The following is a 22,308-nucleotide window of genomic DNA, read 5'->3' as shown; positions in this document are numbered from 1 at the left end:
AGGAGAGACGGGACAGTGAGACAAATCACCCAACAGCAGCTGTTTATGATGTTTTCCATCTACTTGTTTACAAGCACGCTTGGGTTATATGTCAATTTTGTTGTCAACACTTCCGGCTATTTAGCATGGTTAAGCGTGCTGCTGGGTGCCTGCCTCTCCCTCCTCATCACCTATTTTTCCTACAGCTTGGCCAAACGCAGGCCGGATCAATATTTCGTTTATTACGGCAGGGAGATCTTGACGAAGTGGATCCATTATCCCCTTGTGGTATTTATCACCATTTGTCTGTTATTCATCACAGCCTTTATTTTACATGACTTGGAGGACTTCATCATTCAGGTGTATTTGCCTGCAACCCCCAATTGGGCCATTGCCGTATTATTCGGCGTATGCTTTGCGGCTGCGGTGCGCTGCGGCATCGAAACGATTTTCCGCTGCGCCCAGGGGATTTTCTTTATCAGCATTCTCGGCCTCCTTGCGACCCCTTTTTTTGTAAAAAAAGAAATGGATGTGGATATGGCCGTCGCTTTCATCAATCGCTTCGACTTTGCTCAAGTCTGGAACGGGATGTGGGCGAACGCCTCTCTGTTCGGAGAGACCGCGTTCATTCTGTACCTCTTTCCGAAAATAGGCAACCCCGGGAAAACGATGCGCACTATCTCCGGCGCCACCTTTACCGCGACCGTTGTCATTTTAATGAACATCTTGCCCGCCATGCTGATCTTCGGACCCAATTTGATGGCCAATATGACTTACCCTGAACTCGAGCTTATTCGATACATTCACGGGAGCACGTTCTTTGAGAATCTGGACCCTGTCCTTATTGCGCTATGGATCACCGGTTTATTTATTAAAATCAGCTTTCTTATGTATCTGATCGTTATGAATCTGGCCCAGCTCTTCTCGTTAAAAGACCACAAGCCCTTGACGCTGTCAACGGCCATTCTTATTATCGGAATGTCCCTATTCGTTGTGGGCTCGACGGCGGAGACTTCGGAGCTGATTTCAAACGGTCTTATCGGCATGATCATCCTCATTGAGGTGATCCCGGCCTTCTATCTGCTCGTCGACCGGATTCGTTCTTTCAAAACAGCGAAGCCCAAATAACCCTCGATTTTTTATAAAATCGTCAGCATAGCAAAAAAGCTCATCCGAGAGCTTGAGAAGCCTCGAATGAGCTTTCCTTGTTTCTTACCAGAATCCACCGTAAAAGCCGCCGTACGGATATCCAAACCCGCCGCCGTAAAAGCCGCCGCCATAAGCATAAGGAGCCGTGCCAATGGCCAAGAGATCGAATAATACCAGCGGCGCTAATGCGGATGTTGTGACCTCTTTGCCCTGCTCGGGAGCCAGGATGATCTTATTTCCGCTGATACGAACCAGCTTGCCGCTGACTGTGGTACCGTCTTTTTTAACGGCATAAATCGTTTGGCCGATAAATTGCTGAACATCCTTTTTGCTGACCGTCTTTTGCATGGGAGTCCTCCTCTATATCCTGAATGTAGGCTAATGCCACATAGCATCTAACTACCCTACATAGTACGGAATAGAAGGAGCGGTTGCTTGTTCACTTGTACCTGTCCGAAGAAGTTAGGGACATGACCGTGTGACAGCCGTCCCTACACTTTGCGCAGACGTCCCAGCTCGGTCGTAATCGCCTCGATTTCACTAATGCTGAAATTCGGCTTCGAGGCAACCATCTCATAGATGTCCCTCAAATCCTCGTATTGCTCGTCATTTAATTCGGTTGCCTTCAAAGCGGCGCCTGTCGCCATCCGAAGCTTCTTCTTGATCTCTTCGATCATATACGCTGCATTTTCCAATGTATTTTGAGATAAATCCAAATTGACTCATCCTTTCTCATCTGAGACCGCCAAGGACGTCGACGTTATCAACTTCCTCCGGCTAGTCTTTGGCTACCCCATTGTACCATGTTTTGAGCGGATGCGAGTACTATGTAAACCGTTTGCTGTACAAAACGGCATAGTGGATAAGAAGAGGCGCTTGCAAGATAGATAATCCGGACAAGGACCGGCAGCCTTGAGCCGCAGGCTATTGAAGCCCCTCGCATAAATACTTCACATGCTGCTCGGCCAGCTTCCTGACGTCTTCGTAGGTTTGGTTGTAGCGGATATTGTAGGAGATAAAGCCGTGCATGGACATAAATAAGCTCCAAGGGACGCTATACATCTTCTGTTCGTTGCCCGATTGTCTGGCAATAACGGAACGGACTACCGTGGCGAACAACTCCAGGCACTGGGCTTGCTCATTTTTCCCGTATCCCTGCAGCTCCGCATCGTTAATCATGAACATGATCTCGTAATGATACGGATTCTCCAGTCCGAATCGGATAAATTCCAGCATCAGCTTCTCCAGTTGGCCAAGATCGCCCATTCGGGTACGTCTCAGCATCTCTCTCTGTCTTTCCAGCAGCATTTGAAAATCGGAGCTTACCAACGCATGAAACAGCTCCGCTTTTTCCTTAAAATGATAATACAACGCCCCGTGACTGTAACCCATCGCTTTGGCGATGCTTCGCATCGTTAAAGTATGATAGCCGTGTTCGGCGAAAAGCTGCCTCGCCTCCTCCAGTATTCTTTCGCGGCTCAGCTCTTGCGCCACTGCTTTTCTGGCCAACACGATTCAACTCGCTTTCTTGTATATGGTTTTATCTCTATACTTTAATAGTTTATCACTTTATTACTGCAAAGCAAGAGAAAAGATAGGATAAAAGTATGATATCGGAGAAAAAACCTGACGAAGCCCTTTTATGGATGTGCGGCTGCCGTTTAGCCGAGAATAGTAGAAAAAAAGCGCCTTTCGGCGCTGGGGTTGTTGAAAAACCTGAAAATCTGAAAAATTGCTTTGGTACCCCGGCGGGGTATCCCCCTCCGGCCGCTGTTGTTCTCGGAAAAATTTGATTATATTCGCTTTACGGCGGATTTTTTCCGAGAACAAAGGCGGACGCTATCGCTCCTCCAAGGGATACCCCACCTTCACCCTTCGCATATTCTGAACGATTAGGTTTTTCAACAACCTGAATCGCCTTACGGCGCTTTTTTTGTGAAGGGTGTAGTATGGAAGCGAGCCGCTGTCAAGCTACGGCTTCTCGGTATGGTCCACATATTTCTCTTCCCCTGAGGTGATGACCGCCTGGCCCTGCGTGATGTCGGTCATCCAAGCCACGAAATGGTCCGCCTCCCCAGCCAGAGGAAGACAGAGAAGCGTGACCTTATCCGTAAATTCCGTCTCACCCATCAGCATCTCGCGGTTCCGCAGCTCGTTCTCGACTTTTCCGTGCCACGTATAATCGATCTCAATCCGCACCTCGCGGTGAAGCACTTTGTAAATGGGCTCCGCAGCTGCCAAGCCTGCTACCGCACCATCCGTGTAGGCACGGACAAGCCCTCCTGCGCCCAGCATAATGCCACCGAAATACCGGGTAACGACCACGGCTACATTTTTCAAGCCCTGGTTCTTGATGACCTCCAGAATCGGTCTGCCCGCCGTACCGCTCGGTTCGCCGTCATCCGACTGCTTCTGAAATTGATCGCGTTCCCCGACCATATAAGCAGAGCAATTATGAGTCGCCATGGAGTGCTCCTTCTTGATGCTCTCGATGAATTGGATCGCTTCCTCCTCCGTCTCAACCGGCATGGCATGTCCGATAAAACGGGACTTCTTGATCACAATCTCCGAGACTCCGGCCTGCTTGACCGTTTTATAATAGGGCAGCATCTCCCATCCCTCGCTTTCTAAACCATTGCAATACCCTACTGTATTCCATTCTGGGATAAACGTCAACTTAACCCCATGAGAAAAAAGCAGCGCACCTCTATCATGCAAAAGGTGAACTGCTTTTTCTGTGCGTTACTTGGACAATCTTGCTTCAAGCTCCGCTTTTTCCTTCTCATAGCCCGGCTTGCCAAGCAGTGCGAACATATTTTTCTTGTACGCTTCAACGCCGGGCTGGTCGAATGGATTCACTCCGAGCAGGTAGCCGCTGATGCCGCAGGCTTTCTCGAAGAAATAAACCATATAGCCGAATGTGTAAGGACTCATATCCGGAAGGGTCACGATCAGGTTAGGCACTCCGCCGTCCGTATGAGCAAGCATCGTTCCTTCGAACGCTTTTTTGTTGACGAAATCCATCGTTTTGCCGCTCAGGAAGTTCAAGCCGTCCAGATCGTCGGCATCCGTTCCGATGGTGATTTGCTCAGGCACGTCCGCCACTTGAATAACCGTTTCGAACAAGGTACGGTTGCCTTCCTGGATGAACTGCCCCATGGAGTGAAGATCTGTCGAGAAGTCAACGGAAGCAGGATAAATTCCCTTGTTGTCTTTTCCTTCGCTCTCCCCAAACAGCTGCTTCCACCACTCGGATACGAAGTGAAGGGAAGGCTCGTAGTTAACGAGAATTTCAGTTGTTTTGCCTTTGCGGTACAAAGCGTTACGAACCGCTGCGTATTGATAGCTCGGATTTTCATGCAGGTTCGGGTTGGAGAATGCTTCTCTAGCGTCAGCCGCTCCGCGCATCATAGCCTCAATGTCAACGCCAGCCGTCGCGATCGGCAGCAAGCCTACCGCTGTAAGCACGGAATAGCGTCCGCCTACGTCATCCGGAATTACGAAGGACTCGTAGCCCTCTTCGGTAGCAAGCTTCTTCAAAGCGCCTTTAGCTTGGTCTGTCGTTGCATAGATACGCTTGCGCGCAGCTTCTTTGCCGTATTTTTTCTCCAACAGTTCGCGGAAAATACGGAAGGCAATCGCAGGCTCCGTCGTCGTACCCGATTTGGAGATCACGTTAACGGAAATATCCTTGCCTTCGAGCAGCTGCAGCAAATGCGTGACATAAGTGGAGCTGATGTTGTTTCCGACGAAATACACTTCAGGCGTTTTACGCTTGTCCTTCGGCAAAAGGTTATAGAAGGAGTGGGACAGCATCTCGATCGCTGCGCGGGCCCCTAGGTAAGAACCGCCGATACCGATAACGATAAGGGCGTCGGAGTCGGATTGAATTTGCTTAGCCGCTTTTTGAATGCGGGCAAACTCTTCTTTATCGTAATTAACCGGAAGATCGATCCATCCCAAATAATCATTTCCTGCACCGGTTTTGTTATGTAATTGCTCATGGGCCAGCTTGATCGGCTCCGCAAGATAATCAACTTCATGCTGTTGAATGAAAGATAAGGCTTTACTGTAATCAAAAGAAAACTTGGCGCTCATTCGGATTCATCCTCCTTGAATTTGGCTTTCTATTCTTTCAATTAGAATACTGTACTTCGCAAAGGAAAAGCAAGCGACGCATTCACACCGATACTGGTAAAATGCTACAATGGACACAGAGGTGATTCGATGAAAAGGATTGGATTTATCGGATTAGGAACTATGGGTAAGCCCATGGCGGCCAATCTATTGAAAAAGGGCTACGACGTTGTCGTGTACAACCGAAGCCCGGAAAAAGCGGCTGAGCTCGTATCGCTTGGCGCACGCACGGCATCAACACCGTCCGCCGCGGCTCTGGACACGGATGTCGTCGTATTGATGCTAAGCAACGATACCGTCGTACTCGAAGCGGTCCTTGGCGAACAAGGAATCATCCATGGGGTGTCGGCCGGACAAACGGTCATTGACTGCAGCACGGTATCTCCCGATACCAGCAAGCGCATCGCGGGCGAGCTTCTCGGACGAGCCGTCGATTTTCTCGATGCTCCCGTAACCGGCAGCAAGCCCGCCGCGGAAAGCGGTACGCTTGTCTTCATGATCGGCGGCGAGCAGGCTGTGCTGGAGCGGCAGCGTCCCGTATTTGAAGCCATGGGCTCCAAAATCGTCTACATGGGTCCTACTGGGTCCGGCTCTTACGCCAAGCTGGCGCATAATACGATGGTCGGCATTAACGCGCTCGGGCTGGTCGAAGGCCTATCCATCGTGACCAAGGCGGGCCTGGATGCAGAGCAGTTTCTGCAAATCGTATTTGCAGGCAGCGGCAACAGCAAGCAGGCGGAGCTCAAAGGCGGCAAAATCATCAACCGCGACTTCAGCAATCAGTTCTCGCTTCAGCTGATGCTCAAGGATCTGCTGCTGGCTAACGAGGTCACCAACCGCTTCCAGATGCCTTCTCCGATGCTCAAGGCAGCGGCGGGCATTTTCCAAATGGGGCTCAGCAAAGGACTCGGCGAGGCTGATCTGTGTTCCGTAGCCCAAGTCTACGAGGACTGGATGCAGCAGCAGATCGGCAAGGCATCCCCCGTGGTGGAGGAGCGCCGCAGATCAAGCCGGGTGCAGCTGAACATTCCTCTGCATCTATCCGTTCATCAGTGGGAGCAGGAAGGCGCCTTTACCGGTCAAACGATCCCGGGCATCCTGTACGACTTGTCCGAGAACGGACTGCAAATCATCTCCCAGTTCCCGCTGGCCGAGGACATGTTTGTCGTCATTCACTTCCCTAAGGAGGCGTCTCTGCCGCCAGTAACCGGACGAGTCATCCGCATCGAGAGTGACAATAACGGCTCCTTCCGTTACGGCTGCCTGCTCTCCGGACTGGCTCCTTTTGACAGGCTGCAGCTGGAGACCTATATTGCCAGTCACTTGAACCAACAATAAGAGATTGGTTCTGCCGGGCTGCAATGTGAATCATCGAAGCTTTTTTCATCCATTGGCGCTCCCCTAAGGATGCGAGCTTTTCTCGGCAATAGGAATGTCCTTCACTACGATCATGCTTTAGTGAATTAAACCTCCTGCCGGGAGAAAAAATACCCTGCTGCTATGCATCCTCCTTGGAGTTGCTTGGCGGCAGGGTATTTCTCATTCCATCATCCGTTACAGCTGCCTGGACTACTCTGCAATATAAGAGCAGCAATAGTCAGTCGGTGTTTTCACCTGCAGCTTGAACTTCGAATTCGCAGGAACGGTGAATTCCCCTGTGCCTTGGATATGAAGCCATTCGCTTGCTCCTGGAAGCAGAACCTCCAGCTCGCCGGCTTGGATCTCCATGATTTCCTTAGCATCCGTTCCGAATTCGTACTCCCCTGGAAGCATAACCCCCAGCGTCTTCTTCGTTCCATCCGCGAACAGTACGGTACGGCTGGTTACTTTACCATCGAAGTAAAAGTTCGCTTTTTTCAATACGGTCACATTCTCGAATTGGGACATGGTTCGCTTATCTCCTTTGGAAGCAAGACCGGGCTGATCAGCCCGGTCTACTGGTATTCTTTTATTTCAAAAGCTGCTTCACGCGGGCAACTACGTTCTCCACGGTAAAGCCGTATTCTTTAATAACTACAGGACCTGGTGCGGATGCTCCGAAACGGTCGATGCCAAGAACGCTGCCTTGCTCGCCTACATAACGCTCCCAGCCGAAGGAATGACCCATCTCCACAGCAAGACGAGCTTTCACTTCCGGCAAAATAACGGAGTCCTTGTATTCTTGGGATTGCTTGTCGAACAGTTCCCAACTTGGCATGCTGATAACGCGAACTTGTACGCCTTCTTCAGCCAATTGCTTCTGGGCAGCTACTGCAAGCTGTACTTCCGTACCGGTAGCGATAATTTGCGCTTGAGGCTTGCCGTTAGCCGCATCGGACAGAACGTACGCACCACGGCTCAAGCTAGCTGTTGCTTGCTCTGTGCCTTCCAGCTTAGGAGCAGCTTGACGGGAGAAGATGAGAGCTACAGGGCCCTTTTTGTTCTCAACCGCATAACGCCATGCTGCAGCCGTCTCGTCGCCGTCAGCCGGACGAATCACGGTAACGCCAGGAATGACGCGCAAAGCGGCCAATTGCTCGATTGGCTCATGAGTAGGGCCGTCTTCGCCGACACCGATACTGTCATGAGTAAATACATAAATTGCAGGTACGCCCATAATGGCTGCCAAGCGAACAGCCGGACGCAAGTAGTCGGAGAAGACGAAGAACGTACCGCCGAATACTTTCAGACCGCCATGCAGCAGCATACCGTTCACTGCAGCGCCCATACCGAACTCGCGCACGCCGAAGTAAATGTTTTGTCCGCTGTAATCTTTGTGTGTCATCACGCCAAGATCTTTCATATGCGTCATGGTGGAGGACTCCAGGTCCGCAGAGCCGCCTACAAGAGATTTTACGTTCTTAGCGATAGCATTCAGCACGATACCGGAAGCGGTACGAGTTCCCTTTTCCGCAGGAGCGGCAGCAGGGATGTCTTTGTCCCAGCCTTCAGGAAGGTCGCCGTTAACGGCTGTTTCGAACTGCTTCGCAAGCTCAGGATATGCCTTAGCGTACTCAGCAAACATTTGCTGCCATGCAGCATTCGTTTCGACACCTTTTTGCTTTACAGCAGCAAAGTGAGAGCGTACTTCTTCAGGCACGTAGAAGTGTTGATCCTCAGGCCAGCCGTAAGCTTTCTTGGTTAGAGCCACTTCGTCTACGCCAAGCGGAGAACCGTGAGGACCGACGTGACCGCCTTTACCTGCTTTGTTCGGGCTGCCGTAGCCGATGACGGTTTTTACTTCGATCAGCGTAGGACGCTCGTCTTTCTTAGCTTCCTGGATCGCTTTGTCGATCGCGTTCAGATCGTTGCCGTCTTCGACGCGAAGCACTTGCCAGCCATAGCCTTCAAAGCGTTTGGTCGCGCTCTCGGAGAAGGAAAGGCTCAGCTCGCCATCCAGGGAAATGTCGTTCGAATCATACAATACGACCAATTTGCCCAGCTTCATATGTCCTGCAAGCGAAGCGGACTCGGAAGAAATCCCTTCCATCAAGTCTCCGTCGCCGCAAATGACATACGTATAGTGGTCAATGATATTGAATTTATCTTTATTGTAAACTGAAGCCAGATGTGCCTCAGCGATAGCCATACCTACTGCCATACCAAAGCCTTGTCCCAATGGGCCTGTCGTTGCGTCAACACCTGGGGTATGTCCAACTTCAGGGTGACCCGGGGTTTTGCTTCCCCACATACGGAACTGCTTCAGCTCTTCCATAGGCAGATCATAACCGCTAAGATGAAGCAAGCTGTACAGCAGCATGGAGCCATGGCCGGCGGACAGAACGAAACGGTCGCGGTTAATCCAGGTCGGATTGTCCGGATTATGGTTCATTACTTTCGCAAACAGCTCATAACCCATAGGCGCTGCGCCCATTGGCATTCCCGGATGCCCGGATTTAGCTTTCTCGATGGCATCGATGGATAGTGTACGGATCGTGTCAATGGACAATTGCTCGATCGTTTTATTCATTACTGTCATGAAAAAAAACCTCCTACTTATTTTAGTGAAAGCGGCAATTCCGGACGCTGCTCGGCATAATCGGCAGAATGTACGGAAATGAACGCCATTGTTAACGTGTGCATGATCAATTGCACGGAAACTCACTGGCACCATTTTACCATTGTCCGTATCGGTTTGCCAGCTTAAACCTGAATTAGATAGAAAAAATTCATACGGAAATTGAGACGGACACTAGAGGAATTTGTTTTAATCTGGCGAATATGTAGTATTCTGTGGATGAATGAATCCTGTTTACTTGGAGTGGTAGAAGTCAATTATGGATCTGTTATTGGAGCTTGCCAAGACGCGTCAAACCTATCGGAAGATGCTGAATTTATACTGGATTACCATCCTGTTCACCGTGGTTCTGGAATACCTGATTCACCGCTTGGATCCTTCCGGAGGCGAGAAATCGATCTTAAGCCCTCTGGTCCTCCAGGCGATCGGATTAGCAGCTGTGACCGGTACGTCGGAGATGCTTTACAGGTATCGCAAATTACAAAGCGATGATTTAATGATTATTACCGGCATCATCTTCGCCTCATCGATCATCTATTTGAACCCTAACATCGGCATTGTACCTGCAATCTACATTTTTCCCATCCTAACATCCGTACTATCCTTCAACAAGAAGCGAATTGTGATAGCCCTTTCCTTGATACTCATTTGTTTTGCCGCCATGTATGCCATCACTCCCGAGCTGCGTATCTCCATGAAGCCTATCCATATTATCGGTACTTTATTTTTGTACATCGGCGTCACGATCATTGCCATGAACATTTCGAATAGCGGCAATGAGCTGCTGAACAATCTGAAGAACGCGACCGAGACGAAGCAGGAGCTGCTGGTCAAGACGATTATTATGGACAAGCTGTCCAAGATGGATGCATTGACCGATTTGTACAACCATAAGACCTTCCACGAGTACTTGGAAAAGCTGATTGAGCAGAACGAACGGAATCATCTGTCGCTCCAGCTGGCTATTATCGATATCGATAATTTCAAAAAAATTAACGATACGTACGGTCATTGGGTAGGTGACATTATGCTGCAGCGGGTGGCCAACATCATTAAAGAGACCGTTACGCCGAATGATTTTGTGGCGCGTTATGGGGGTGAAGAATTCGCGGTTATCTTCACGGAGAAAACGATGGAGCAATCGTTCCGCATTGCCGAACAAATCCGCCATAAGCTGTCCGTCACGCTGCAGCCCGAGCTCGATTCACAAGCGGTTACCCTAAGCATCGGGCTTCATGATTACAAGACAGGCGAAGGCAAGGAAGCACTCTTCAAGGGTGCTGACGCCTCGCTCTACTCCGCCAAACGAACCGGCAAAAATAAATCGGTCATTCAGGCGCTCATCGGCGACCACAAAGGTGCTTGAGCGGCGGCTTGGAGGCAAAATATCCGCACAAGGCTGGGCGCAATTTATACACGCTGCATTTGAAAAAAAGAGACTGAGCGTCATGGGAATGACGGCTTCAGTCTCTTTTGATTTCTATTAATTAAATACAACGGTTTTGTTGCCGTGAATGATCACTCGATCTTCAACATGCCAGGATACGGCACGCGCAAGAACGATCCGCTCGATATGGCGGCCGATACGCTTGAGGTCGTCTACGTTATGGCGATGGCTTACACGCTGCACGTCCTGCTCGATGATCGGGCCTCCGTCCAGCTCCTCTGTTACATAGTGTGCGGTAGCGCCGATAATTTTCACGCCGCGGTTATAGGCCTGGGCATAAGGCTTGCCGCCCACAAACGCCGGAAGGAACGAGTGATGGATATTGATGATCCGGTTAGGGAAATGCTCGATAAACTTCGGCGTAATGATCTGCATATACCGGGCCAGAACAACCGCATCCACCTTGCCCACCACAAGCTCAAGCTGCCGGCGCTCGGCCTCTGCCTTCGTTGTCGGTGTCACCGGAATGTGGTGATAAGGAATATCGAACGATTCAACCAGGCTCCGCATGTCATCATGGTTACTGATAACCATGGCAATATCGGCTTCCAGATCTCCCGCCTGCCACTGCCACAAGAGCTCCAGCAAAGCGTGATCCTCCTTCGATACGAACACGGCTAGACGCTTCTTGCGGCTGGCGCGGGTAATGCTCCATTGCATCTGGAACTGCTCCGCAACCGCTGCAAAATCCTCTTTGAGCTTCTCTCTGCGGTCGTCCAGATTATCCAGGTCGAACTCGATGCGGATGAAGAACATGCCGCCTTCCGGGTCCATTGTATATTGGTCCGATTGTACGATATTCGCACCTTGTTCATGTAAAAAGCGGGATACCGCCGCAACGATTCCCGGCTGATCCGGGCAGGAAACTAGCATTCTGGCGCGGTTTTTCAAATCATCCCGCTGGGCTTTTGGCAAAACATTCGGTGTCATGATACAAACTACTCCTTCATTATTTCAAAATTTCCGTTACAGCTGAAATACTTTTTGGCCTGCAAACCACGCTGTCAAGCGCTGGTTAATTTGCTCTTCCGATAATTCCGGCAGCACGCGATGCTCGGCAACCAGATCGTACAGGCGCTCCATCGGCTCGCGGCCGTCCTCTTTTTTGGCTTTGGCATCCGTTTTGAGCACTTCCCATACATTCAGTACATAATCGCGCGGATTGATGTCCTGCTTGTTGAAGAAATGCGCCAGCCGTTCAACATCCTCCAGGAAATTAGAGCCGAACCGCTGTTCGACCGTACCGCTCAGCAGAGCGATCTCCGCTTCGTACATCGGACGCTGCAGCTTGTCCTCTTTTCCGATCCATGGGGTTTCCAGAATCAGCGGCAAATGAGTCAGCTTCTCATGATGAACTACATTGTTCATCGCCTCAAACCCGATCCAGCCGGCACCAACAGGAGCATGGCGGTCTTTGCCTGCGCCTTTCGGATTTTTGCTGTCGTTCAAGTGAACGACCTTGATCCGGTCAAGTCCGACCACTTTATCAAAATGCTCCAGCACCCCGTCCAGATCATTGATAATGTCATAGCCAGCATCATGAACGTGGCAGGTGTCCAGGCAGACAGATAATCTATCATTATTCTCTACCTTGTCAATGATGGCGGCGAGCTCTTCAAAGCTGCGGCCCAATTCCGTTCCTTTGCCCGCCATCGTCTCCAGGGCGATTTGCACGTTCGTATCCTGAACCCCGGCCAGCACCTCGTTCAATCCTTGAGCGATCCGTGCGATCCCGTATTCCGCATCCTTGTCTGTGTAAGCTCCGGGATGAAGCACAATTTGCTTCACGCCCAAATAATCCGTCCGGCGAATCTCTTCCTGCAAAAAACGAACCGCCAGCTCGTAGGTATCATCTTTATAAGAGCCCAGATTAATAATATAAGGGGCATGAACGATGATCTCTCCGATGCCATGCTTGTCCATCAAGGCTTTGCCTTCATCAATATATTGCGATTCTATCGGCTTACGGCGCGTATTTTGAGGCGCCCCCGTGTATATCATGAATGTAGATGATCCGTAAGAGACAGCTTCCTCCGCCGCATTCAGCAGCCCTTTGTCTGAAAACGATACGTGAGAACCGATTTTTACCATCGTATTCCTCATCTCCTTTTTTTCGCACTCACTCTATTTTACTAGGATTGACTCTTATCCACAAGGCTACTTTTGGATATCGCCAAAGTAAGTTATAATAAGGATGAGGTGACAATAATCATGAATTCGGGTTTTATGTATTTTATCTTCTTCTGGGTTTTTGTGCTTCTCTTCTTTATGTCGATAGGCGGCTATTTTATGTTCCGCAAGTTTCTGAAGGTGCTGCCTAAAGCGGACGGCAAGTCCAAGCTGGATTGGCAAAACCATTATGTCGAAGCCTCCCGCCACCTATGGACAGAGGAAGCCAAAGACTTTCTTAATATGCTGGTCGATCCTGTACCGGCCCCGTTCCGGGACATTGCCCGCCATTCCATTGCCGCCAAAATCGGGGAGGTCGCTCTTGAGGACAAAGCCGACCGGATTACGCAGGAGCATTGTCTCCGCGGCTATATTCTGGCCACTCCGAGACGCGATTACAAAAGCTTAACCTCTTATCTCGACAAAAAACAAATCGACTATAGCGCATTAAAGCATCTTCTTCAATGATACAGCAAAGGCTCCCGCCGGATGGCGGAAGCCTTTTTTCGTTGCTATGGATGGATGACCTCAGGATGAGGTCCTCTTACTTCTTCTTGCCGGGCTTAACAGGCTCCGGCTTCTCCTTATCCAGCTTCACCGTCAAGGTGACCGGAGTGCCTGCGATTTTCAGCGGATTTGGTTTCAGCTGGGTTGTACGGAAGCCTACCAGCTTGACTCCTTCCACCGATATCGTTTTGGGCAGCTCCTTCTGTGTCAGATGAGCAATTTTTCCGTCCAGAATGAGGTACAAATCGACCTCATCGTCCGTTTTCATATCGACGGTCAAATATCGATTGTCCTTAGGCAAAATAGCCGCTTCAATCTCGCCGTTCTTTAGATTTTTTTGCAGCACGCCCTTATCGTCGAAGTAATCGCGAACATTGACGATAGAATCATTCGACCAGCTTGCCCCGTTATTGCCGCCGATAATGGATCCCCCTGTATCCCAGTCCGGATACAAAGCCGACGTGTCAGGGTTGTAAATGCCGGAATTGGGGCCGCTGCCCGCTCCGGTTGAGCCTCCTGAGCCAGAACCCTCCAGTTCAATCGTGGAATAGTCGCCCAGCCAGTAGTTTTTGTTTAAATAATTGTATATCCGGTTCAAAATCGTTACCGCCTCGGCACGGGTAACCTTATCCATCGGACGGAAATACCCCAGCTCATTGGCCGTCATGATGCCGGAAACCTGTAAGCTCGCCAGGCTGCTCGCCTGGGCATTGGAGAAAGCATCCGTACCGAAGGTGCAGTCGCTCTTTCCTGTTCCCATCATGAGTATGGGCAGGACGCTGTTCGTCTGCAGCAAGGCCATGCCGGATGCGTCCAGGCGGCCGTCCGATTTGGCGGCATCGTCATACTTCGCCTTCTCCTCGAACATTTTGATCGGAATATCTTTATATTCCGATACTACGGAGCATACGTCATTCGGGCTCATGCGCCGATCGATCATCCTCGTATCAAAGAAGGAGTACAGCATATCCGCAAGCTGGAGCCGTGTCAGCTGGGCATCCGGGCGAAAGGTTAGCTCCCCCGTATTCGTTAATCCGAACACGCCCCAGTTAAACGTTTGGTTGTAAATCTCCGAAATCGGCTTATACGCCCAATGCTGCGGAGATACGTCGGAAAATCCTTCAACCTTTTGCAATCCTGTTGCATATAAATTAGGCCGGTATTTATCGAACAAACGGTATACCATGGTTGTCCATTCGGCTTTGCTGATCGTTTGGTTCGGTTTGAACGTTCCGTCCGGATATCCGGTCAATACTTGCTTTTGCGCCATCAAATAAATGGAATTGATAGCCCAGCCGTTTGCTTGCGCGCTGACATCGCTGAATTGAACCTCTGCCTTGGCCGGCATCGGGGGCAATGCAAGCCCTATCACAGTCAACCATAACAAACAAGTATAGCGGAAGCCTCGTTTCTTTTTCATTGCATACCCTCCAATCCTCTCTACTTATATCGGTTAATCCCGCCTATTTTGTTAATCCATAGAAAAAAAAGACGGCCCCAAAAGAGCCGTCACGTTCCAAGTCATGATGAAAAATTCCGTCGAAGCCATTCCAAGATGAGCGACCGCGCTATGGTTGGTTTATGCCTTTAGACCTTCAAATCCAGACTTTGTCCCAAATAGGGATGCTGAGCCGCAGCGAAGCCCTGCAACAGCGTATTCACCTGCTCAGTCTGCATATCGGCCGATTTTTTCAACACGGCAATCCCTACGGTTTGCTTTAATGCGCTTGCGCTCAGTGCCATGGATGCCGAGCCTATACTTCCTACGTCCATTGTTCGCGGCCCCCTTTCCGTTCGATTTGGACACGATAGCATCCTCTTCTATTATCGGATACTAAAGTCCTAATCTTTAGAAACGGTTTGCTTTCCGTTTGCGGAAAACAAGTCGAGCCAAACCGATTACGAGCGCTGCCAGCACTACGCCGATAGAATCCACCATCACGTCAATAGCGTGGCCGGTTCTCCCCGGAACGAAGGTTTGATGCCATTCATCCGAAGCTGCGTACAAAATCGAGAAGACTGCGCCTATACCAATAGAAGGAAAAGGCTTGTACGGCCTCGATAGCAAGGTCATCACGCTAAAAAAGCAGAGGATCGCAAACTCCGTGACATGACCGCCCTTACGGATAAAAAATTCGATAAAATCATACGGCTTCGTCCAGGTGACTAAGCCTCCGTCGTAATAAAACTCCACGTGAGGAATCCAATGAAGCAACGTTTCATAGGGAAGCCACTCGGCCAGCAGCGGGCGAATATCCTGCTCTGCATAGGTTTGGGCCGATTTGACAAATATAAGCACGACCCAAAAGCAGGTTAGCGCCAGCCACACCCAAAATGTCCACCGCTTTGCTACTCGAATATGAATCACTCCTATCCGCAAATAAAATAGGTCTGGTTGTTCATATGCGGGGAAAGAACCCCACAAAGTCGGGCCTTGGTTACAAAGCTGATTCAGGTACATTGCGGAAGCCCCGAGATGAAATCAATTGTATGCATTAAAAAAATCCCTTGTTTCCAAGGGATTGTATCGTTCGGATGATAATGCGGTTGAGAGGACTCGAACCTCCACGAGCGTACGCCCACCACCCCCTCAAGATGGCGTGTCTGCCATTCCACCACAACCGCAAGTTAATACTATGAGGGATAAAACATGAGCCATGAAGGACTCGAACCTTCGACACCCTGATTAAAAGTCAGGTGCTCTACCAACTGAGCTAATGGCTCTAATCAAGGCATGCTATTCAATTCGATAACCTTCGAAAAGAATGGTGACCCGTAGGGGATTCGAACCCCTGTTACCTCCGTGAAAGGGAGGTGTCTTAACCCCTTGACCAACGGGCCTCGTTATGCATGTTCTTGGTTGCCTTTTTGACGACAAAAGTTATTATATCTGAATGTCTCAAAATTGACAAGCCTTTTCTTAAAATAATATTTTCGTCTTCAAAAGAATTGTATGATATGCTTTGTACAACGAGGTGAACGTAAAAATGATGATCGTACGCTGTCCGGGTACGGATCATGTGTCGGAGGAAGCCATCCGGCCCTTAACTCCGCATGAGACCGTCTGGATTCATTTGTCCAAGCCGGAGCCCGCCGAAGTCAAGCGCGTACTTGCAGAGATGTTCCACTGCCACCCTCTCGCCGTGGAGGATGCCATCAAGCTGAATCAACGGCCCAAGATGGACCGGTATAAGGACCATATCTTTCTTACTTTTTTCGCTATTACCGATAAACGATTGGCTCCTGTGGAGATCGGCATTGTCATAGGCGCTAATTATATCGTGACCATATGCAAAAAGCAGCTTAAACTGTTCGAACTGCTGCGGCAGCAATTATTAGCAGTGAAAGAGCTCGCTGATCATCCAGGAGATATTCTGCACCGTTTGCTCGATCTGTGCGTAGATGAATATACCGAAATCACGAATCGGATCGAGGATCAAATGGACGAGCTGGAGCGCAAAATATTCGAGAATCCTTATCTCAAGGTGTCTCATGAGGTGTTTCATCTAAAACGGGCGATGCACCTGTTTCGGCGTATCGCTCTGGAGGAAAGAGCCATCGTGGGATCGATCAGCCACCAGACGTTTCCTTATACCCGTCAGGAAACCGACGCTTATTTCGTCGATATATGCGACCATATCTCACGGGTGCTGGATTCCCTGGACATGTTCAAGGAATCGTTTACGGCTCTGCTTGAGCTTCAAGTGAATATGAAATCGGACCGGATGAACCAAATCATCAAGACGCTGACGATCGTCAGCTCCATCTTTCTGCCGCTGACCTTCATCGCGGGGGTGTACGGCATGAATTTCAAAAATATCCCCGAGCTAAGCTGGGATTGGGGCTACGCCTATGTCTGGGGAGTCATGATTGGGGTCAGCCTGCTCTTGTGGCTCGTTTTTAAGTGGAAACGATGGATTTAAGGAATACAGGATTACTCAACATCCAGGAAACAGGTGATAGTGTTGCAGACATTTTTTTTCATCCTGCTGGGTTTTCTGGACGTTATAGCCACTCTCGCGCTCATGTTCAAAACGTTCCGGTGGCCCTTCTGGGAATATTGGCCCCAATTGACAATCATCGGGCTAGTATTATCGATCGTTTCTTATTTGAACCGGATGGTGCTGGATATCCCAAGCTATGATCTGGCCATCCAGTTTGTTTTATGTGTCCTTTTATTGAGATTTCTGGTTAAAGTCAGTCTTGTCCATGCCATTGACGTCTCTGCCATCGCGTATCTCGGCTTTAACGGTATCGTGCTGCTTGTCTATTTCGGCTTGCTGCGATCGGGAATCGTGACCGTTGATGACGGGCAGCAGTCCGCTAACTGGGGAACCTTCATCATCCAGGTATCCGGCGAGCTTGCTGCATTTTTGACGGCCTATCTTCTGTACTATTGTCATTACGGCTTTTCCTTCATCATGAGGCCGCCGCATAATTTGTACTATACCCGTCAGTTATCGGGGTTCAAAAAAATAAAAGCCGTCGTCAATACGATTGGCATTCTAACCATCTTTGTCTCCGTGTACTGGATTATGAATTATCATGAATCCATCTACATTCTGCTGCTGATCATAGTGGTATCTCTGGCCATACTCGTTTACTTGTCGTATAAGCGGGATCTTCAGGACTGATAGCCGTTCTTTTTTCAATACGCGTGCGGCCTACAGGGTGGGTTTTGGAGCTATGGTTTTACAATCATGCGCGGTCTTCTCCATTGGGGGTGGAGGGCGGGAAGGATGCTTTTGCAGCCTTCCCTACCCGGCAAGGGCTGGTCATGTACATGGTATAGAAAACAAGAAAGAACCGCCCTCACGGACGGTTCTTTCATTTACGGAGAGAGAGGGATTCGAACCCTCGCACCGCTTACGCAGTCTAACCCCTTAGCAGAGGGTCCCCTTATAGCCACTTGGGTATCTCTCCAAAGCTATGGCTCCCCGAACAGGACTCGAACCTGTGACAACTCGATTAACAGTCGAGTGCTCTACCAACTGAGCTATCAGGGAATACATTTTTAAATTTATCATGAATTTTATTTGAAGTCAAGCGTATGCAATTTCAATTTTCCCCTGCATTTTCCACACGCATATTTGCGCGGATCCAGCTTTCTTTTGCGCAGATACTCCATCTTGCAAGCCGTGCAAACCAGCTTGTACCGGTACGGCTCACGCCGTTTGGCCGTGGGCAGCGATCTGCAGAACCGGGTTCCGCCTACCTGCTTCAGCAGCGCCTTAAAGTCCGCATCCCGGTGCTGGTATCCCCTATTCAGCAAATGCAGATGATAATGACATAGCTCATGCTTGATGATTTTCTCGACGTCTTCCTTCCCGAATTGCTCCAGCTGATGCGAGCTGATCTCAATATCATGGGACTTTATAAAATAGCGGCCTCCCGTCGAAGTCAGCCTGCGGTTGAATCGCGCTTGATGCAGAAACGGACGGCCGAACGATTCCAAAGAAATTTGCTCCACCCACTCCTGCAGCTGCTGGTCATTCACACTTGTCCACCCACGTTTCTTTCGCTATTCTCACTTGAATTGTAACCGCATCATAGGCTACACTGTCAAGTAGATAGTTTATCCATCGGATAGTTAGAGCAGCAAAAGCACGAGAGGAGTCCTTATTCATGTCCAAAATGAAATACGCCGTTCTGCAGCTGGGCACAGCCATCGAATTTGTCGAGCTGCCCGCTTCCCACATGTACCAATTAACGGCATTAAATTTACGTCTCCATAAAGAATTAGAAAAGCTGACCGCATCCAATGTGCCTTCCCTTCCTAAGGTTATTGCCGAATGCGACGGCTTGGATATCGTGAATCCCGAATACAAGCTGCATCACGGTCTGGACTACATTAACCAGCTGGAGAAAGCCTTCTCCTCCATCAATGAGCAAGCCTACCCGCTGATTTCCCTGCTGACCGAAATTCGCGCACTGCAGGCTCAGCTGGAACAGTGGTACGAGGACGAAGAAGAACTCGCCGATTAGGACCTGCACCTATCAGCCCACCCAGCCATATGCTATACCATAAGAACGAAGGCGCATAACGGAAGGGCGGGAAGGGGCTGATTCATATGCCGCAATGGCTTTGCAATCAATTAATGCGGGCATACTATAACAAGAATTTAAGACAAATCCGGTTGTTGAACGATTGCTGGTTTTTCTACCGAACGCGAAGGAGCGATTCGGAGGAATCCTCATCTTCACAACTTTAATAAAGCGAGTGTTCACCAAAAAATAGAGCATAGCAAGGAGATGTATCTCCGGCTATGCTCTATTTTTATACAGCCCATAAGGCTTCTGCTGACTTTAAGGCCTATCCAGTTTAGCGTATTCCCTTCAAATTGATCGTAGAGGAAATCTCACCTTTTTGCTGGGCATTATGAAGCCCTGGAAAGGAGATGCAGAGCCCGAAACTTTCGAAAGGGTTGTCCTCGGGCACGCTCTCCCCTACCGATGGAGGCTTCACATTACCATTAAGGCTTTTTCATGGTCAGGCTAACGCGGCCCTTTTTCAAATCCACACTCAACACCCATACAGTTACCGTGTCTCCGACAGACACCACATCCATCGGATGCTTCACATAAGAATCACTCATTTGGGAAATATGGACGAGACCGTCATTTTTGATGCCGATATCGACAAAAGCACCGAAGTCAATAACGTTGCGCACCGTACCCTGAAGCTCCATGCCCGGCGCCAAATCCTCGATCTGCAGCACATCCGTACGGAAGATCGGGGCTGGCAGCTCGTCCCGCGGGTCGCGTCCCGGGCGCTGGAGGCTGTCCAAAATGTCGCGCAGCGTAGGCACTCCGACACCCAGCTTAACAGCCAGCTCCGCAGGCTCCACCTGCTGGAGCATGTCCTTGAGCTCCTGGGAGCCCAGCTGGGACAGCTTCAGCTTCAGCTCAGCGAACAGCTTGTCCACGACCTCGTAAGACTCCGGATGAATCGGCGTGTTATCCAGCGGATTTTTCCCGTCGCTGATACGGAGGAAGCCGGCGCACTGCTCGAAGGCCTTCGCTCCCAAGCGCGGTACCTTTTGCAGCTGTGAGCGGCTCACGAACTTGCCGTTATCCTCGCGGTACTTCACGATATTTTTGGCTAACGTGCTGTTGATCCCCGATACATAAGAAAGCAAAGAAGGCGAAGCCGTATTCACATCCACCCCGACATGGTTAACGGCGGATTCAACGACGAACGTCAAGCTCTCGTCCAATCTTTTTTGCGTCACATCATGCTGGTATTGACCGACACCGATCGCCTTGGGTTCGATTTTGACCAGCTCGGCCAATGGATCCTGCAGACGTCTGGCGATAGAGATAGCGCTGCGTTCCGCAACATCAAGATCCGGGAATTCGGTCTGCGCCAGCTTGGAAGCCGAGTAGACGCTCGCACCCGCTTCATTGACGATCAAATACTGCAAGCGGCGCTCCTTGATCTCACTGATCAGCTCGGCTACGAACTGCTCCGTCTCGCGCGATGCCGTACCGTTACCAATAACAATGAGCTCAACTCCGTAAGTCTCGATCAGCTTGCGGAACTTGGCCTTAGCCTCGGCTACTTTATTGTTTGGCGGGGTCGGATAGGTCACGGCAATCTCCAGCATCTTCCCCGTCTCGTCCACTACAGCAAGCTTGCAGCCTGTCCGGTAGGCCGGATCGACTCCCAGCACCACCTTCCCCTTCACAGGGGCTTGCAGCAGCAAATTGCGCAAGTTTTCGGCGAACACCTGGATGGCCTTCTCCTCAGCCTTCTCCGTCATCTCGTTGCGAACCTCGCGCTCGATAGACGGCGCCAATAGCCGCTTGTACGCGTCCTCAATAACCGCCTGGAGCGTATCCTTCACGACGGAAGGACCCTTGATCGTCCGGCGGCCGATATAATCGTGGATGCGGTCTGTTTGGACCTCCAGCGACACCTTAAGCACATCCTCCCGCTCCCCGCGGTTAATGGCCAGAATACGATGCGGAGGCAGCTTGCGGACCGGCTCCTGGTAGCTGTAATACATTTCATAGACGGATTCCTGCTCGGCATCCTTCGCCTCGGTTCTTACAATCCCTTGGTCATATGTATATTGGCGTATCCACGCGCGGATTTTGGCATCGTCGGCAAGCTGCTCCGCCAGGATATCCATCGCCCCCTGCACAGCCTCGTCCGCTGTCTTAACGCCCTTCTCTTCGCTGACATACTTGCCCGCTTCCGCTTGGAGATCTCCCTGCCGCGGCTGGGACAGAATCCATGCTGCCAGCGGCTCCAGGCCTTTTTCCTTCGCTACGCTTGCCCGGGTTTTCCGCTTCTGACGGTAAGGACGGTACAAATCCTCCAGCTCCTGCAGCTTGACGGATGCTTCGATCGATTGCTTCAGCTCGTCCGTCAGCTTGTCCTGCTCGGCAATAAGCCGGATGACCTCCAGCTTGCGTGACTCCAGATTGCGCAAATACGTCAGTCGCTCTTCGATGTCCCGAAGCTGGTTCTCATCGAGCTCCCCTGTCATCTCTTTACGGTAGCGAGCAATAAAAGGAATCGTATTGCCTTCATCGAGCAAGCCAACCGTAATACGAACCTTGGCTGCGGCTAACCCCAGCTCACCCGCAATTTGCTTCAAAATGCGCTCCTGAATGGCCGCCTTCATCTCTTCATTAAGCTCGGTCCCCGCTTTGTTGTCCTCTAGCTGCAGCACTTCATCCTTCGACATCGACATGTACTCCTTGTCCTCCTCCGTCTATTCCCACTACTAAGGGCTATCTAGTTCCGGCACAGCCCCCGAGCCCTTGTTTTAGCTGCATGCTGACCCCTCTATGGGGCCAATTTGCAGACTGCCATGCTTATCGAGAGCACAGCAGCAACTCTTGTTCACGATGGTCAAAAGCATACAGACAATAAAAAACGAGGGATCCCCCACGCGGTCCCTCGCTTCAATCC

23 protein-coding genes and 5 tRNA genes are annotated in these 22,308 nt (G+C 50.3%); 9 read left to right on the top strand and 19 right to left on the bottom strand.

Going from position 1 to position 22,308, the window contains the following annotated elements; all coding sequences use genetic code 11:
• Positions 1–15 precede the first annotated feature (15 nt).
• On the top strand, positions 16–1,107 hold the full coding sequence (locus tag B1728_RS28845; RefSeq protein WP_079913882.1) for a GerAB/ArcD/ProY family transporter: 1,092 nt from the start codon (positions 16–18) through the stop codon (positions 1,105–1,107).
• A gap of 84 nt (positions 1,108–1,191) precedes the next feature.
• Here B1728_RS28845 and B1728_RS28840 read toward each other — a convergent pair whose 3' ends face one another.
• The 3 genes from B1728_RS28840 to B1728_RS28830 all read right to left on the bottom strand — a co-directional run bounded on the left by B1728_RS28840 (position 1,192) and on the right by B1728_RS28830 (position 2,637).
• A complete protein-coding gene (locus B1728_RS28840) occupies positions 1,192–1,476 on the bottom strand; it encodes a 50S ribosomal protein L33 (protein WP_079913881.1) in 285 nt (94 codons plus the stop codon).
• Positions 1,477–1,619: 143 nt separating this feature from the next.
• A complete protein-coding gene (locus B1728_RS28835; protein ID WP_079913880.1) occupies positions 1,620–1,844 on the bottom strand; it encodes a DUF1128 domain-containing protein in 225 nt (74 codons plus the stop codon).
• A gap of 208 nt (positions 1,845–2,052) precedes the next feature.
• Complete coding sequence (locus tag B1728_RS28830) at positions 2,053–2,637, bottom strand: TetR/AcrR family transcriptional regulator (RefSeq protein WP_079913987.1); 585 nt, start codon at positions 2,635–2,637, stop codon at positions 2,053–2,055.
• Between the two features lie 98 nt (positions 2,638–2,735).
• On the opposite strand from B1728_RS28830, the gene B1728_RS28825 reads away from it, so the two are divergent.
• Positions 2,736–2,921 (top strand): hypothetical protein, encoded by a 186-nt coding sequence (locus B1728_RS28825; protein WP_079913879.1) that lies wholly within the window; start codon positions 2,736–2,738, stop codon positions 2,919–2,921.
• A gap of 178 nt (positions 2,922–3,099) precedes the next feature.
• Here the strand turns inward: B1728_RS28825 and B1728_RS28820 are convergent, their stop codons facing one another.
• Both B1728_RS28820 and B1728_RS28815 read right to left on the bottom strand, forming a co-directional pair.
• On the bottom strand, positions 3,100–3,738 hold the full coding sequence (locus tag B1728_RS28820) for a YigZ family protein (protein WP_079913878.1): 639 nt from the start codon (positions 3,736–3,738) through the stop codon (positions 3,100–3,102).
• Between the two features lie 132 nt (positions 3,739–3,870).
• Positions 3,871–5,226 (bottom strand): glucose-6-phosphate isomerase, encoded by a 1,356-nt coding sequence (locus B1728_RS28815; RefSeq protein ID WP_079913877.1) that lies wholly within the window; start codon positions 5,224–5,226, stop codon positions 3,871–3,873.
• 129 nt (positions 5,227–5,355) lie between these two features.
• Here B1728_RS28815 and B1728_RS28810 point away from each other — a divergent pair, with 129 nt between their 5' ends.
• Positions 5,356–6,603, top strand: a complete 1,248-nt coding sequence (locus B1728_RS28810; protein ID WP_079913876.1) for an NAD(P)-binding domain-containing protein — start codon at positions 5,356–5,358, stop codon at positions 6,601–6,603.
• A gap of 231 nt (positions 6,604–6,834) precedes the next feature.
• On the opposite strand, the gene ppnP is transcribed toward B1728_RS28810, so the two are convergent.
• Entirely contained in the window at positions 6,835–7,152 is a 318-nt protein-coding gene (gene ppnP, locus B1728_RS28805) for a pyrimidine/purine nucleoside phosphorylase (protein WP_079913875.1), read from the bottom strand.
• 61 nt (positions 7,153–7,213) lie between these two features.
• Entirely contained in the window at positions 7,214–9,223 is a 2,010-nt protein-coding gene (gene tkt / locus B1728_RS28800; RefSeq protein WP_079913874.1) for a transketolase, read from the bottom strand.
• Positions 9,224–9,521: 298 nt separating this feature from the next.
• Between tkt and B1728_RS28795 the strand changes: the two genes are divergently transcribed.
• Positions 9,522–10,628: a GGDEF domain-containing protein gene (locus B1728_RS28795; protein ID WP_079913873.1), complete on the top strand. Its 1,107-nt coding sequence runs from the start codon at positions 9,522–9,524 to the stop codon at positions 10,626–10,628.
• Between the two features lie 117 nt (positions 10,629–10,745).
• Here B1728_RS28795 and purU read toward each other — a convergent pair whose 3' ends face one another.
• Both purU and B1728_RS28785 read right to left on the bottom strand, forming a co-directional pair.
• Positions 10,746–11,639 carry a formyltetrahydrofolate deformylase gene (gene purU, locus B1728_RS28790; protein WP_079913872.1) on the bottom strand — a complete coding sequence of 298 codons (894 nt, stop codon included), beginning with the start codon at positions 11,637–11,639 and terminating at the stop codon, positions 10,746–10,748.
• A gap of 36 nt (positions 11,640–11,675) precedes the next feature.
• Positions 11,676–12,800 (bottom strand): deoxyribonuclease IV, encoded by a 1,125-nt coding sequence (locus B1728_RS28785; RefSeq protein ID WP_079913871.1) that lies wholly within the window; start codon positions 12,798–12,800, stop codon positions 11,676–11,678.
• Between the two features lie 120 nt (positions 12,801–12,920).
• On the opposite strand from B1728_RS28785, the gene B1728_RS28780 reads away from it, so the two are divergent.
• The gene (locus tag B1728_RS28780) at positions 12,921–13,346 is read left to right on the top strand and encodes a DUF2621 family protein (protein ID WP_079913870.1); all 426 of its coding nucleotides are present in this window, start codon (positions 12,921–12,923) and stop codon (positions 13,344–13,346) included.
• 76 nt (positions 13,347–13,422) lie between these two features.
• Here B1728_RS28780 and B1728_RS28775 read toward each other — a convergent pair whose 3' ends face one another.
• The 6 genes from B1728_RS28775 to B1728_RS28750 all read right to left on the bottom strand — a co-directional run bounded on the left by B1728_RS28775 (position 13,423) and on the right by B1728_RS28750 (position 16,226).
• Positions 13,423–14,805: an S-layer homology domain-containing protein gene (locus B1728_RS28775; protein ID WP_079913869.1), complete on the bottom strand. Its 1,383-nt coding sequence runs from the start codon at positions 14,803–14,805 to the stop codon at positions 13,423–13,425.
• 167 nt (positions 14,806–14,972) lie between these two features.
• A complete protein-coding gene (locus tag B1728_RS28770; RefSeq protein ID WP_179136248.1) occupies positions 14,973–15,158 on the bottom strand; it encodes a YjfB family protein in 186 nt (61 codons plus the stop codon).
• Positions 15,159–15,234: 76 nt separating this feature from the next.
• Complete coding sequence (locus B1728_RS28765; protein WP_256865551.1) at positions 15,235–15,714, bottom strand: VanZ family protein; 480 nt, start codon at positions 15,712–15,714, stop codon at positions 15,235–15,237.
• A 213-nt stretch (positions 15,715–15,927) separates the two neighbouring features.
• Positions 15,928–16,010: transfer RNA gene (locus B1728_RS28760), tRNA-Leu, on the bottom strand.
• A 26-nt stretch (positions 16,011–16,036) separates the two neighbouring features.
• Positions 16,037–16,109: transfer RNA gene (locus B1728_RS28755), tRNA-Lys, on the bottom strand.
• 42 nt (positions 16,110–16,151) lie between these two features.
• Positions 16,152–16,226, bottom strand: a tRNA-Glu gene (locus B1728_RS28750).
• A 146-nt stretch (positions 16,227–16,372) separates the two neighbouring features.
• Between B1728_RS28750 and corA the strand changes: the two genes are divergently transcribed.
• A complete protein-coding gene (gene corA / locus B1728_RS28745; RefSeq protein ID WP_256865550.1) occupies positions 16,373–17,308 on the top strand; it encodes a magnesium/cobalt transporter CorA in 936 nt (311 codons plus the stop codon).
• 39 nt (positions 17,309–17,347) lie between these two features.
• Positions 17,348–18,019, top strand: coding sequence for a hypothetical protein (locus tag B1728_RS28740; protein ID WP_079913866.1), 672 nt, complete (start codon positions 17,348–17,350; stop codon positions 18,017–18,019).
• A gap of 200 nt (positions 18,020–18,219) precedes the next feature.
• Here B1728_RS28740 and B1728_RS28735 read toward each other — a convergent pair.
• The 3 genes from B1728_RS28735 to B1728_RS28725 form a co-directional block, all read right to left on the bottom strand.
• A tRNA-Ser gene (locus B1728_RS28735) sits at positions 18,220–18,308 on the bottom strand.
• 7 nt (positions 18,309–18,315) lie between these two features.
• A tRNA-Asn gene (locus B1728_RS28730) sits at positions 18,316–18,391 on the bottom strand.
• A 26-nt stretch (positions 18,392–18,417) separates the two neighbouring features.
• Positions 18,418–18,882 carry a SprT family protein gene (locus B1728_RS28725; RefSeq protein WP_079913865.1) on the bottom strand — a complete coding sequence of 155 codons (465 nt, stop codon included), beginning with the start codon at positions 18,880–18,882 and terminating at the stop codon, positions 18,418–18,420.
• Positions 18,883–19,010: 128 nt separating this feature from the next.
• Between B1728_RS28725 and B1728_RS28720 the strand changes: the two genes are divergently transcribed.
• Together B1728_RS28720 and cmpA are read left to right on the top strand one after the other, a co-directional pair.
• On the top strand, positions 19,011–19,370 hold the full coding sequence (locus B1728_RS28720) for a hydrolase/acyltransferase (protein ID WP_079913864.1): 360 nt from the start codon (positions 19,011–19,013) through the stop codon (positions 19,368–19,370).
• Positions 19,371–19,456: 86 nt separating this feature from the next.
• Positions 19,457–19,597: a cortex morphogenetic protein CmpA gene (gene cmpA, locus B1728_RS35925; protein ID WP_144028043.1), complete on the top strand. Its 141-nt coding sequence runs from the start codon at positions 19,457–19,459 to the stop codon at positions 19,595–19,597.
• A gap of 261 nt (positions 19,598–19,858) precedes the next feature.
• Here the strand turns inward: cmpA and B1728_RS28715 are convergent, their stop codons facing one another.
• Positions 19,859–22,081 (bottom strand): Tex family protein, encoded by a 2,223-nt coding sequence (locus B1728_RS28715; protein ID WP_079913985.1) that lies wholly within the window; start codon positions 22,079–22,081, stop codon positions 19,859–19,861.
• Positions 22,082–22,308 lie beyond the last annotated feature (227 nt).

This window comes from Paenibacillus sp. 32352 (assembly GCF_002042965.1).
In the GTDB taxonomy this organism is placed as follows: Bacteria; Bacillota; Bacilli; order Paenibacillales; family NBRC-103111; genus Paenibacillus_S; species Paenibacillus_S vulneris.
The sequence above is the reverse complement of the archived record's forward strand: the minus strand, read 5'-3'. Positions and strand labels throughout refer to the sequence as shown.

Bases quoted from the DNA above. Each gene is read 5' to 3' on its own strand.
- B1728_RS28795 (WP_079913873.1), top strand. From the start codon at position 9,522: ATGGATCTGTTATTGGAGCTTGCCAAGACGCGTCAAACCTATCGGAAG.
- B1728_RS28720 (WP_079913864.1), top strand. From the start codon at position 19,011: ATGTCCAAAATGAAATACGCCGTTCTGCAGCTGGGCACAGCCATCGAA.
- B1728_RS28780 (WP_079913870.1), top strand. From the start codon at position 12,921: ATGAATTCGGGTTTTATGTATTTTATCTTCTTCTGGGTTTTTGTGCTT.
- B1728_RS28775 (WP_079913869.1), bottom strand. From the start codon at position 14,805: ATGAAAAAGAAACGAGGCTTCCGCTATACTTGTTTGTTATGGTTGACT.
- purU (WP_079913872.1), bottom strand. From the start codon at position 11,639: ATGACACCGAATGTTTTGCCAAAAGCCCAGCGGGATGATTTGAAAAAC.
- ppnP (WP_079913875.1), bottom strand. From the start codon at position 7,152: ATGTCCCAATTCGAGAATGTGACCGTATTGAAAAAAGCGAACTTTTAC.
- B1728_RS28770 (WP_179136248.1), bottom strand. From the start codon at position 15,158: ATGGACGTAGGAAGTATAGGCTCGGCATCCATGGCACTGAGCGCAAGC.
- cmpA (WP_144028043.1), top strand. From the start codon at position 19,457: ATGCCGCAATGGCTTTGCAATCAATTAATGCGGGCATACTATAACAAG.
- B1728_RS28820 (WP_079913878.1), bottom strand. From the start codon at position 3,738: ATGCTGCCCTATTATAAAACGGTCAAGCAGGCCGGAGTCTCGGAGATT.
- B1728_RS28815 (WP_079913877.1), bottom strand. From the start codon at position 5,226: ATGAGCGCCAAGTTTTCTTTTGATTACAGTAAAGCCTTATCTTTCATT.
- B1728_RS28715 (WP_079913985.1), bottom strand. From the start codon at position 22,081: ATGTCGAAGGATGAAGTGCTGCAGCTAGAGGACAACAAAGCGGGGACC.
- B1728_RS28785 (WP_079913871.1), bottom strand. From the start codon at position 12,800: ATGGTAAAAATCGGTTCTCACGTATCGTTTTCAGACAAAGGGCTGCTG.
- B1728_RS28825 (WP_079913879.1), top strand. From the start codon at position 2,736: ATGATATCGGAGAAAAAACCTGACGAAGCCCTTTTATGGATGTGCGGC.
- tkt (WP_079913874.1), bottom strand. From the start codon at position 9,223: ATGACAGTAATGAATAAAACGATCGAGCAATTGTCCATTGACACGATC.
- B1728_RS28840 (WP_079913881.1), bottom strand. From the start codon at position 1,476: ATGCAAAAGACGGTCAGCAAAAAGGATGTTCAGCAATTTATCGGCCAA.
- B1728_RS28810 (WP_079913876.1), top strand. From the start codon at position 5,356: ATGAAAAGGATTGGATTTATCGGATTAGGAACTATGGGTAAGCCCATG.
- corA (WP_256865550.1), top strand. From the start codon at position 16,373: ATGATGATCGTACGCTGTCCGGGTACGGATCATGTGTCGGAGGAAGCC.